Below are 11,469 nucleotides of genomic sequence, written 5' to 3'. Positions count from 1 at the left end.
ATTGGGAGTAAAACGCGTTTTACTCCTTCCGCAGGACACGAGATGCCACAGGATTTCCGCGAAGACGGTCAGGTAGACCTATTCCTCCCCCAACTGACTGCGCTACCTCTGCGGGATCAGCGCGAGACGATGGAGCGGCCGTTCTTCTCCCTGTCCAAACGCAAGCGCCTGAAGCCGATCGACTATGTCAGCCCCGACAAAAAAATCACCGTTCACGTGTCGGCGAACTCGGAATATGGTCTGGCGACGATCTATGATCTCGACATCCTGATCTACTGCGCCTCGGTTCTTATCGAGCACAAGCGGCGCGGCACGAACGATATCCCCCAGACCTTGCATGTCGTACCCTACGATATGCTCAGGACACTCAAGCGCGAAGTCGGTGGCCGAGCCTACGACCTGCTTGGCAATGCCCTGGACCGGCTGCAGTCGACCACCGTCAAGACGAATATACGCTCGGGCGACGCGGTAGAGACGACGTTCTCGTGGATCGACAGCTACAGCCAACTCAAGGACCGCTCCGGAAGCGTTCGCGGAATGCGGATCACGCTCGCCAAATGGTTTTACGATGGCGTGCTTATGGATGGCGGGGTCCTCGCCATCGATCCCGCCTATTTTTCGCTCACCGGCGGCCGCGAGCGCTGGCTGTACCGCGTTGCCCGCAAGCATGCCGGCGGAGCCGGCACCGATGGCTTCGCGATTTCCATGCCTACGCTCTTCGAAAAATCGGGCGCCGAGGGCGATTATCGCAGGTTCAAGTTCGAAATGTCCAAGATCGCGAGAGAGAACGCCCTTCCCGGCTATGCTCTGGAGATCGAGCTGCGAGGCGATGCGGAACCGTTTCTGCGCATGACCCGCCGTGAACGGGAGCTATCCGAAGAGGCCACAAAGCCCTCCCCTTCCCCTGCCCCACCTTCGGCCATGCCGCCTGCGCAACGCAGCCCGGCGGAAGATGAGGCGGTGATAGAATTTCCCGGTAGCGGCCATATTGCACATTCCGCCTTCGGAGCGATCGCCAGGGCGAATCTACCTAGCCCGCAACGAGATCATGGCCTGGTTGCCGACGATTTTCGCGGTTTCCTGCGTCAGCGTGAAATTGCCTTCAATGCGAAGAACATTACCCAGATCTTTGCAACCTTCTGCTCAAAGCAGCGTCCGGCAGGTTAACTCGAGCGCTCGCCTGCCAGGACGGTCTTTCAGAAACGCTCCTTGGATCGAGATGACCCGAGGCCCCTGCCCTCGACCTAGCGGCCTTGATCGTCCGTTCCTGAAGTACCGCCTGCGACCACGCCCGCCTCCCGAACCAATGGCCCTGCCCCGCTGGCCGCTTCCAACCTCGACCCAGCGAGCCACCTGCGTCTCAAGACACACGCAGGCTCGCGCCCCGCGGTCACCAAGCGCATTTTGAAAGCATTGAACGGCGTGACGTGAGTGGGAAGCGTGGAGCGCGCTGTTGCCATGACGGTACTACGGGAACGCATTGCCCGATAGGAACTCCCCCCTTTGCGTCGCCTCAAGCATATCGAGAAGGCCCCATTGCTTTGCGCGTCCACCACATTGCTCCCGTCCGTATCCAGACCCGTTGAGAGGAAACGGGGAGGGGAGGGGCAGTTGATGACCGCATTTCGGGCGTTCCTGAAATACCGTGCATTGCGCCGTATCATGTCAAAGCGGGTGAGCCGACGCGCCGAGACCTGCTCACAACCACGGCCAAAGCCCCGTTCCTGAAGTACCGTACACCCCACTCAAACCAAGCTCTTCTCGTCAAAGATCAGCGTCCACGGCGCCGAAAGACTGCAAAGCAGTAGCCTTACAGCGGACATAGCGCCCGGCTTCGGCGCAGACTTTGCCGGTCATGGTTGCGAGGCAAGCTTAAGCCGTTCCCAATATACCGTGGGCGAGATCAGCCCGCGCGCGCAGGCACTCAGAAGTTCAGGACGCAAAAGCCGTTACCCAGGATCAATTCGCCCCATATCAAGCACCCTTTTGTGCTGTCGAGCGTCAGAAAAATCAGGTATTCCATGAAGATAGCATCGAGTAAAACGCGTTTTACCGACCGACTGAGGGCTCCGCACCGGACGATTGCCTCACGGTATTTCAGGAACGCTGCACGGTACATCAGGAACCGAATCACGGTCCAATGGGAACGTCCCAATCGGTATTTCAGGAACGGACTGACGGTATTACGGGAACGGACAGCACGCCGCGACTCACGATGAATCCGCGAGTCGGGGATACCCAATCCACAGGCTAACTTTCTATCTTAGAGTCTAAAGGAATTAACAGCGCCTGCGGCGCTTTCCTCTCTTTTGAAAAATGATTGAGAGCAAAAAAATGGGGGAGGGGAGGGCAACCCAACGCAACTGCGGAAATCATATGGGCTAGGCTCTGGATCGAAAAGAATGGAACGACCCCGCCAAACGACGCAAGCCGTTCCATTCGACCTGCCGGTCGCATTCTTCCGCCCGTCGATCTCGACGCACCCCTTATCGCGCGCCCTGAGCCGGCTAGCCAATCACAAGTCCCTTGCGTATCCAACAAACGCGGCAGACAACCGTCACGGGCGCCTGCAAATGGAACAAAAGACGAAACAGCCCACATTGGCCTTACGGAGCCCGTCAGGCGCGAAGGGCCGCCCTGGCGACTTCCGCATCGGAAACTCTCAAAATCGCGCTGCATGGGCCTCTCTGGAGGGCTTGTTTCCTGCAGTTTGAGGACCTGAACTGGGTCGAACGGTCTTCTTGGAGGAGTATGTGCCGCTGGCGCGGGCTATTTCAACCACTCGCTTCATACAAAAAGAGAACAATTAGGCCGCTCCTGATCCAGCGAGCAGGCTGTCGATCGCCGCCATCTCTTCGTCGAATGCATCAAACACAGCCGATAGTTCCCGACTGGCTGGTGGGGGAGGAGCAGCACTCACGGGTCGGCCTCGCTTGGGCTTCGCATAGCCGAAGTCAATCGCCAGATCGGCAGCAAGGAAAATTCGCCAGGTTTGCCGGGTTGTGGTTTCGATGAGCAGGCCGGTCGAAACCGCGCGTGCCAACAGCTTGCTCGCACCGGCAACACTCATTCCGAGAGTGTTCGCCACCGATTGGGGCGACAGCAATGGCCGGTGGCAGCTGAGAGCCGCGAGCGAGGGAAGGGCGCCGACCCGGTATTCGCCCGCGATCGCTCGCTGGGCATCGCGGTAGAGCCGTTCCAGATGATCAAGCCGCGCCAGGCCATCAACTGCAGCCCTTTCAAGCGCGCGGACCGCGGTGAGCCAGTCAGAGCCGGCCGGCTGATGCTTGAGGCGCAGTGCTTTGGCGCCACCAGTCAGGCAGGGCAGGGGGGCCGCCGTCAGTCTCTGGTCGCGCAGTTCGAAGGGAAGGCCAGTCCAGGGGGTGATTGTCGCATCGAGGCGGGCGTGCTGCCGTACGCGATCGAGTGCGCGAACGAGGGAAGGGTGCTCGGTTGCAACCGCGGCGTCGCTGATGGCGGTGGGAAGGGCATCGCGCCAGACGAACGGGTCGTTGCTACGCAAGGTCGCGCGCCAATTCTCGAACTGTTCGAACGAATCGGTGTTTGTCGCACGGATCGGACGCCCTGGGATTTGGAGGCCGCAGCCCCAAGAAAATACGTCGATCTCGTCGATCTCGACACCTTGCAATTGCAGGGCCCGTGCATAGCCGCTCCAGGCAGCGCGTGTTGTCCATGCCGAAGATATCGAACTTACGCAAATCCGGGCATCAAGCCGGGAAATTGCCGCCGTGCAGGATGTTATCGCGGAAGCCATGATCGGCGTATATTCGGGGCCATAGCGACCATGATGCAGCGTCTTGCCCATGCCTGATTGTTTACTGAAAGTGCCTCTCAGTCAACTTTGCCAGGATACTCCCTGGAGCTGATCCATCGCTATCGATTGGACGCCAGGCGCGTCACGATCCCAGAAGTGGTTCCTGCCAATCTCAGCAAGCGGCACTTATTCCAGGTGTGGCGGGTTTGAGCGGTTCCAAATCTCTGCGCTTTCAGTAGGCGGGGTTCATCGCGCGGCACGCGAAACCCAGGAAAACCGGGCGTCATGGAGGTTTGTTTCGCAAGGCATGCCTGACTTTGTCCGGCCGCTCGTCGGGCATCGGGAAGAGGCGGACAGTGCAGGGGCAACGTCGCCGGGTCGAGTTGACCTCCACCATTCGGCATTGGCCAGAGCTCGGTATATCTATATCATACGGGGGCAACCGGTCGGTTGACCTCATTTGGCTATTTGTGACAAAGCCACCCCTGGAGAAAAAAGGCAGGTTTGGGATGGCGATTATCGGGTATGCGCGGGTGTCGACGGATGAGCAGGACACCGCGGCGCAGCTCGATGCGCTTCGTGCCGCCGGGTGTGCGACCATCTTTGAGGACAAGGCGAGCGGCGCGAGCCGCGAACGGCCGCAGCTGGCACGCGCAATCGATCGAGCGGGGGAAGGGGACACCCTGCTGGTGGTGCGAATTGACCGGCTCGCCCGTTCGCTTTCGCATCTTCTGGAGGTCGCGGAGACGCTCAGGAAGAAAGGTGCGTACTTCCGATCCATCCTTGACCCGATCGACACGGGTAGCGCCCAGGGCATGTTGATGACCCAGATGCTGGGCGCCTTTGCGGAATTCGAGCGGGCCCTCATTCGTGAACGCACGCGAGCAGGGCTGAAAGCGGCCGTGGCACGTGGCGCCAAGCCCGGAAATCCAAAGATGCGGGCGCGAGATAGGCACGCCATCGCGGAGATTGGCTATGGCCACCGCGAGCGTTATCTCAACGATCTGCTCGGTGGCCGGCACCGGTGGCTGCCGACTGTCGAGCGGCTGCGCCCGCATCTTCCCTGGAAACTTGTCGTGCGGCAGTTGCAATCGATCACGCCGCCGGTCAGGTCATTTTCTGAACGGACCTTGGTCAAGGCCTGCCGCGCGCTTGTGCATGCAGGCTACGCCGACCGCGTGATCCTTGACAAAGCCCCGCGATTGCCACCGGACACACGGGTCGCGCGCCTTATCGCGGATCGGATCCGGCATTACCCTGAAGCAACACTACGCGATTTGGCGAACTGGCTTACACGAGATCTGCGTGAACCAACGGCCCGCGGTGGTCTGACGTGGTCGGCCGAAGGCGTCCGGCGAGAAAAGGAGCGGGCACGGCATCTTGGCTTGTTGGAGTAAAGGCGGTTGCGGAATGCAAGGGAGCAACCGCGCTGAGTACCTCGAATGGCTTGATGCTGTTGCTGACCTGTTGATGAGCACGGGAAGGCTGAGGAGGAGGGCAGGGGCCTCCCCACGGCGTAGCCAGGCTCTTTCCATTCGTTTGTAGCGGGCAGAGTGGACCGTTACCGGCCTTTCCTTGGTCGGCCGGGCATTCCTGACCTGTTTGTCCGATCCTATAGCGGCTTGGATAAATATCGCGCGTCAGGTCCGTAGTCTGGGCTCACAGGTTTGCCAGTTGGCTGGAATCCGTTGCGCGTCCAGAAAGGCAGGGCGCCAGATAAGGCCACGAGCGAAATCGAGGGAAGTCGTTCGTTGTGAGCAATTTTCTCGATCGCGGCGATGCCGGCATACCCCATGCCTCGACCACGCGTTTCGGGCAGCAACGCAATATCATGCAGGTAGAAGCAGTCTGGCCAAATTGGGAGTTTTTCTATTATTTGATCGAGCATGATGCTGTGATCACGCTTCCATGGATGCGCCAGCACGTAGCCCAATATGTTTCGGCTGCCATCATCGACCAGCAGGAGGCATCCCGCAGAATAAAGGGCAAGTCGATTGGCGAACACCGTCTCGCGCTCAGGATGACCGGGGTGGACTTGCACTGCGATGGCCGCGATCGTGGCGGCGCTATCGGGGGAAGCAGGTATCCAGCGATATGGTGCCATTGGTCGCTTGTTCATCGGCAGCATCTTTCGGTTTGCCAAGGCTAGCAGCGGGCGACAGCGGACTGGCAGGAACAGTGAGGCATCGAGTGCAAAGCCGCTGGCGCGCCGGAAATTCATAACCTTCAAGGGCTTGCGACCGCCAAGAGCTTGCACTCTCGCTTCGTATGGATCAGCGTGCGGACCTCATCCAATGGCCTGGGCTTGCCTGAAAAGGCACGATGGGCTCGTACTTCCCAACTCCATTTCGGGTGAGATCGTGACAATAGGGTGAGATTGCAGTCGCTGGCACGGCTCCGGACATCATGGCCAGCATGAAGGGCAAGCACGGCAAGGCCTTTATCGCAGTTCCCTCACCCCACACAGGTCAACGGCGGGCTATGAGCTTCTTGCCCGATGTAGATGCAAGGATGAGCGCCCCAGTCTGATCTATGCTGTAGCTTGTGACCGTGCTGAGCAGATCGACCAGCTTTTGCTCCTGATTCATCAACGCAGGCGCGCATGCCATCATCGTAGTTCCGGCAGGACTGATAGTCAGCTTGGTGCCGTTTACCGTATAACTGGCTATCAGGCGGTTGCAACTCGCATTGCCTGAAAGCTTGCCATCTTTGCTGAACAGAAGCGTCGCCGGTGAGTTATCGATCACGCCTTGACCGCCTATATCCTCGACCTTCCACTCACCCGCCTGAAGGATATTGAGACTCGCGGGCTGGGATGACGACATGTTTGAACCTGGCGTGGCACAAGCGGAGATCAGTACAGTTGCTACAGCGGCTATAGTCGGCTTGAAAAGGGGCATCGAATTGTTCCTTCGGATCAAGAGGCGTAAAAGGTCTGGTGAGGGGAGGTTCGGTTAATAAATGTTTCTCGCGATCTAAAGGTCCAGATCGTCGATTGGCTCAAAGAAGCGGGAGAAGTGGCGCTGATGGCCGACGATCTATCACATCTCCCGTTCACGGTCAGTCTCAGCCGTGCGACGCGTTCGATCATCCGCCAGAATATCGTTGCCAGGAGCAGGGAAGCCCAGGGCGCGGATGCGTTCAGCGATCGGCTTGCTCGCCCTCGATATAGCGGATGATGAGCAAATCTCCTTCGAGCCTCTCGACCAGACGCTTGGCATTGCTTCCGATCAGGGCATCGAAAATAGCGCCGCGCCCATGACTACCGATGACCGTGAGATCGCTGCTGTGCTCGTCGATGAAATCGCCCAACAGGGCGTCGGGCGAGCCATGCTCTATCATGACTGCCGTTCTGCTTTTCACATTAGGTGTAATACGGGCGTCCGCCATGAACTTCGTCGTGATCTCCTTCTCTATCGATCGGAGTTCGCTCTCGATGTCGCGGTCGACGATAAAGCCGGCGTAAGGGATGTCGTAGCCATGAAACAATGTCAGATCGCTTGTGGGGAAGAAGGCCGCGACCGTTTGGAGCGCCTGAAGCGAAGCTTCGGTAAAATCGGTGGCAATCACGATGTCCCGATAGCGCCGGGTAGGCCTGTCATGCACCATGAGGACGGGTGCCGTCGAACCTCGGACAATACGGTTGATGGTACTGCCGAAGATCATGCGGCTCAAGGATTCCGGACCGGCATCGCCCGTGACGATCAGGTCGCATTGTTCGCGTATCGCGAGATCGATGAGTTTTTCAGCCGGATTGCCTTCTTCGACGATCACGCGGATTCCCTCGGATGCTCCACCAAGGTCGCGCCTTAGCTGCCAGCGCATTCGTTCGACCGGATCGGGAATCCTGCGCCATGATCGGCGGCTTCGGTCGACGAAATATTGGGGGGTTTCCGCCGGGTCCAGGATATGAGCGGCGATTAGCTCGGCGCCGAATTCTGCTGCCAATTGGACGGCACGATCGAGCGCGCGATCACTGCGCGGAGTGAGGTCGGTCGCAACGAGTATCCTGCGAGGCTGGATGGATATGAGCTCGGTCAAGGGCTACTCCTTCATTCTGCCGTAAGGCATGAGGCTAGTCGGTTCGTGGGGGCAAGGCCAGCCCGGGGCTGAAGGCTCGGCGCCTGGAACCGGTCGCGCGGTGCTCTCAAAACAGGGCTGCGAATGCGGAGCCGCTGGTCGCTGGGCTTGCTTCAGGACAAGGTGTTCCGGCTGTCCGCCTCCGCTACACCAATCTTCTTCGAACGGCGCCCTGCTGGCAGGATAGATTGTCTGCAATCGGGTAAGCCGCGTGCGGCGCAGCACGGTGAAAAGAATAAAGGCATCACCAAGCCTTGCCCCTGACGCCAAACTTCAACCATAACGTCAGAAAGTCCTCGAGGGGATACATCAGGCAACCAGGAGCAGCCCGTCCCCCATGTTGGAAGCGCGATATCTTCTCGTCATTCTCGCGCTTCCCTTCCTGGGCAGTCTGGCTTCGGCGTTCCTGCCGACGCGTGCCCGGACGCTGGCGGCCGCGATGGCGGGCGGTGTCACGTTCGCCGCTCTAGGCCTGCTCATTTGCTTCTATCCGGCTCTCGCCGACGGCGCGATCGTTCGTCATACGATACCGTGGTTGCCGTCGCTCGGTCTCGACCTCACGGTCCGCCTCGGCGGCTTCTCGTGGCTTTTCGCGCTGCTTATCCTGGGTATCGGGGCGTTGGTCGTGCTTTATGCGCGTTACTACATGTCGGCCGAGGACCCGGTCCCGCGCTTCTTCAGTTTCCTGCTGGCCTTCATGGGATCGATGCTGGGCCTGGTCCTGTCGGGCAATCTCATCCAGATCGCGTTCTTCTGGGAGTTGACCAGCCTCTTCTCCTTCCTGCTGATCGGCTACTGGCACCACAACCAGAGTGCTCGCGACGGTGCCCGAATGGCGCTTATCATGACCGCGACGGGAGGCGTATGTCTGCTGGTCGGGTTCCTGCTGCTCGGCCACATCGCCGGCAGCTACGACGTCGATCGAGTTCTGGCTGCGGGCGAGGCAATCCGGGGGCATGCGCTCTATCTTCCGGCGCTGATCCTCGTCCTGATCGGCGCCTTCACGAAGAGCGCGCAATTCCCGTTCCATTTCTGGCTGCCGCACGCGATGGCCGCGCCAACGCCGGTATCCGCCTATCTCCACTCGGCAACGATGGTTAAGGCGGGGATCTACATCCTGATTCTGTTCTGGCCGGCCCTGTCGGGCACCGAGAGCTGGTATCTGATCGTCTCGACGACGGGGCTTGCGACCTTGCTGATCGGCGCTTGGGCGGCGATCTTCCAGCAAGACCTGAAAGGACTTCTCGCCTATTCGACGATAAGCCATCTGGGGCTGATTACGCTGCTGCTGGGGCTCGGCAGCCCGCTGGCGGCGGTGGCCGCGATATTTCACACGGTGAACCACGCGACGTTCAAGGCATCGTTGTTCATGGCGGCGGGGATCATTGATCACGAGACCGGAACGCGCGACTTGCGCAAGCTTAGCGGGCTGGTTCGTTTCATGCCGATCACCGCCACATTGGCCATGGTCGCCGCGGCGGCAATGGCCGGAGTTCCCTTGCTCAATGGCTTCCTGTCGAAGGAAATGTTCCTCGCCGAGGCGCTCGAGGCGCACAGTGGAACCATCCTCGATCGTTTCCTGCCCGTGCTGGCGACATTGGCCAGCACCTTCAGCGTACTCTACTCGGTTCGCTTCATCCATCAGGTGTTCTTCGGGCCGCCGCCGGTGGGACTGCCTCGCGAGCCGCATGAAGCGCCGCACTGGATGCGGCTGCCCATCGAGATCCTGGTGCTGCTGTGCCTGCTCGTCGGGATTTTGCCGGCCCTGACGATCGGTCCGCTGTTGACGACCGCGGTCAGTTCGGTCCTAGGTGAGCGGACACCGGTCTACAGCCTCGCGATCTGGCACGGGTTCAACCTGCCTCTGTTGATGAGCGCTGTGGCCCTTGTGGGCGGTGCGGTGCTCTACCGGCTTTTCGGCCAGCGACTGAACGCCATGCAGAACTCGCCGGTGATCGGACGGTTGAAGGGGCGGCGCACATTCGAGACGGTGTTGTCCGCGATCATCGAGGGCGCGCGCGGATTGCGTGGGGTCTTCGGGACAAGGCGGCAGCAAGTGCAGCTCCGCTTGCTGGTGCTGACCACATTCCTCGCCGTGGGGCTGCCGCTTGCCAGGCTGGGCTATACGGCCGGCCCGGTGGCAGGGACGCTGATTGATCCGGTGTTCGCGGTACTTTGGATGCTGGGCGGGGTCAGTGCGATCGCGGCCGCGTGGCAGGCCAAATTCCACCGGCTGGCCGCGCTCATCATGGTCGGCGTTGCAGGGCTGTCGACGTGCATCAGTTTCATCTGGCTGTCGGCGCCGGATCTCGGCCTGACCCAACTGCTTGTGGAGATCGTGACACTGGTTCTGCTCCTGCTGGGATTGCGTTGGCTGCCCCAGCGCCGCTCGGATTTCTGGGCTGGTTCAATCGCGCCGTTCTCGGTGCGCTACAGACGCGGCGCGGACCTGCTTGTCGCCCTTGTCGGTGGGGCCGGCATCGCCGCTCTTTCCTATGCGATCATGACCCGTCCTACACCGGAGGGACTCTCGCGCTACTTCATGGAGCAGGCCTATCCGGGCGGGGGCGGAACCAACGTCGTCAACGTCATCCTTGTCGATTTCCGCGGTTTCGATACGCTCGGTGAAATCACGGTCCTCTCGATTGTTGCCCTGACGGTGTTCTCGCTCCTGAGGCGCTTCCGCCCGGCGGCTGAAAGCGTCGAGATGCCGTTGCAGCAAAAGAGACAGAATGCCTTCGACGATGCCCGCAAGGGCAACAAGGTCGGCGACACGGCACGACATTATCTGCTCGTGCCGCGGGTCACCATGGAATGGCTGTTCCCGGTGATATTGACCCTTGCGCTCTATCTGCTGGTGCGGGGTCATGATCTTCCGGGCGGTGGATTTGCAGCCGGGTTGACGGCGTCTATCGGGATCATTCTCCTCTACATGGCGAACGGCACCAGAGCCGTGGAGGCACGCCTGAACGTCAGGCCGGTCCGGTGGATCAGTGCGGGGCTTTTGTGCGCGACGGCGACTGGCGGGGCCGCCTGGTTCTTCGGCCATCCCTTCCTATCAACGCATTTCAGCTACCTCGATCTTCCGCTGATCGGATCGGTACCGGTCGCGAGCGCACTGCTGTTTGATATCGGCGTCTTTGCCGTGGTGGTCGGCACGACGGTGCTCATTCTCATCGCCCTGGCTCACCAATCCATCCGCAGCCCGCGTGCGAACCGTTCGGAGGACGGCACCGCACAGGAAGCAACGGAACTCGAGGGCAAGGGTTGATGGAAGCTGTTCTCGCGCTGGCGATCGGGACATTGACGGCCTCCGGCCTGTGGCTGCTCTTCCGGCCCAGGACCTTCCAGGTCGTGCTCGGCCTGTGCCTCCTCTCCTACGCGGTCAACCTGTTCATTGTCGCCGCTGGACGCCTGCGCACAGACGCCCCGCCGATCGTTGGCAAGGGGGCAGTAGATCCCGCACAATTCGTCGATCCCGTGCCGCAAGCGCTGGTCCTGACCGCGATCGTCATCTCGTTCGCGACCACGGCGCTTCTGCTGGTGGTGCTCCTCGCTGCGCGCGGACTGACCGGGACCGACCATGTCGACGGCGAGGAGGACGATCTGTGAAC

General features: G+C 60.4%; 8 protein-coding genes. 4 read left to right on the top strand and 4 right to left on the bottom strand.

Going from position 1 to position 11,469, the window contains the following annotated elements:
• Positions 1-42 precede the first annotated feature (42 nt).
• Positions 43-1,167 carry a replication initiator protein A gene (locus EBBID32_RS07940; protein ID WP_006953686.1) on the top strand — a complete coding sequence of 375 codons (1,125 nt, stop codon included), beginning with the start codon at positions 43-45 and terminating at the stop codon, positions 1,165-1,167.
• A gap of 1,639 nt (positions 1,168-2,806) precedes the next feature.
• Here the strand turns inward: EBBID32_RS07940 and EBBID32_RS07930 are convergent.
• The gene (locus EBBID32_RS07930) at positions 2,807-3,826 is read right to left on the bottom strand and encodes a hypothetical protein (protein ID WP_006953683.1); all 1,020 of its coding nucleotides are present in this window, start codon (positions 3,824-3,826) and stop codon (positions 2,807-2,809) included.
• Between the two features lie 458 nt (positions 3,827-4,284).
• Between EBBID32_RS07930 and EBBID32_RS07925 the strand changes: the two genes are divergently transcribed.
• Positions 4,285-5,172 carry a recombinase family protein gene (locus tag EBBID32_RS07925; protein ID WP_006953681.1) on the top strand — a complete coding sequence of 296 codons (888 nt, stop codon included), beginning with the start codon at positions 4,285-4,287 and terminating at the stop codon, positions 5,170-5,172.
• A gap of 215 nt (positions 5,173-5,387) precedes the next feature.
• Here EBBID32_RS07925 and EBBID32_RS23530 read toward each other — a convergent pair whose 3' ends face one another.
• The 3 genes from EBBID32_RS23530 to EBBID32_RS07910 all read right to left on the bottom strand — a co-directional run bounded on the left by EBBID32_RS23530 (position 5,388) and on the right by EBBID32_RS07910 (position 7,816).
• On the bottom strand, positions 5,388-5,894 hold the full coding sequence (locus EBBID32_RS23530) for a GNAT family N-acetyltransferase (protein ID WP_231382143.1): 507 nt from the start codon (positions 5,892-5,894) through the stop codon (positions 5,388-5,390).
• Between the two features lie 349 nt (positions 5,895-6,243).
• The gene (locus EBBID32_RS07915; protein WP_051093307.1) at positions 6,244-6,675 is read right to left on the bottom strand and encodes an META domain-containing protein; all 432 of its coding nucleotides are present in this window, start codon (positions 6,673-6,675) and stop codon (positions 6,244-6,246) included.
• Positions 6,676-6,916: 241 nt separating this feature from the next.
• Positions 6,917-7,816 (bottom strand): universal stress protein, encoded by a 900-nt coding sequence (locus EBBID32_RS07910; RefSeq protein ID WP_037489633.1) that lies wholly within the window; start codon positions 7,814-7,816, stop codon positions 6,917-6,919.
• A gap of 376 nt (positions 7,817-8,192) precedes the next feature.
• On the opposite strand from EBBID32_RS07910, the gene EBBID32_RS07905 reads away from it, so the two are divergent.
• Both EBBID32_RS07905 and EBBID32_RS07900 read left to right on the top strand, forming a co-directional pair.
• Complete coding sequence (locus EBBID32_RS07905) at positions 8,193-11,126, top strand: monovalent cation/H+ antiporter subunit A (protein WP_006953673.1); 2,934 nt, start codon at positions 8,193-8,195, stop codon at positions 11,124-11,126.
• Complete coding sequence (locus tag EBBID32_RS07900) at positions 11,126-11,467, top strand: Na+/H+ antiporter subunit C (protein ID WP_006953671.1); 342 nt, start codon at positions 11,126-11,128, stop codon at positions 11,465-11,467. Before EBBID32_RS07905 ends, EBBID32_RS07900 begins: the two co-directional genes overlap by 1 nt.
• The last annotated feature ends 2 nt before the right edge of the window (positions 11,468-11,469 follow it).

It is taken from the genome of Sphingobium indicum BiD32 (genome assembly GCF_000382885.1).
Taxonomy (GTDB): Bacteria; Pseudomonadota; Alphaproteobacteria; order Sphingomonadales; family Sphingomonadaceae; genus Sphingobium; species Sphingobium japonicum_C.
The sequence above is the reverse complement of the archived record's forward strand: the minus strand, read 5'-3'. Positions and strand labels throughout refer to the sequence as shown.

What these genes read in the sequence shown, in the direction of transcription:
- EBBID32_RS07930 (WP_006953683.1), bottom strand. Translation starts at nt 3,826, where the DNA reads ATGGGCAAGACGCTGCATCATGGTCGCTATGGCCCCGAATATACGCCG.
- EBBID32_RS07915 (WP_051093307.1), bottom strand. Translation starts at nt 6,675, where the DNA reads ATGCCCCTTTTCAAGCCGACTATAGCCGCTGTAGCAACTGTACTGATC.
- EBBID32_RS07925 (WP_006953681.1), top strand. Translation starts at nt 4,285, where the DNA reads ATGGCGATTATCGGGTATGCGCGGGTGTCGACGGATGAGCAGGACACC.
- EBBID32_RS07905 (WP_006953673.1), top strand. Translation starts at nt 8,193, where the DNA reads ATGTTGGAAGCGCGATATCTTCTCGTCATTCTCGCGCTTCCCTTCCTG.
- EBBID32_RS07940 (WP_006953686.1), top strand. Translation starts at nt 43, where the DNA reads ATGCCACAGGATTTCCGCGAAGACGGTCAGGTAGACCTATTCCTCCCC.
- EBBID32_RS23530 (WP_231382143.1), bottom strand. Translation starts at nt 5,894, where the DNA reads ATGAACAAGCGACCAATGGCACCATATCGCTGGATACCTGCTTCCCCC.
- EBBID32_RS07900 (WP_006953671.1), top strand. Translation starts at nt 11,126, where the DNA reads ATGGAAGCTGTTCTCGCGCTGGCGATCGGGACATTGACGGCCTCCGGC.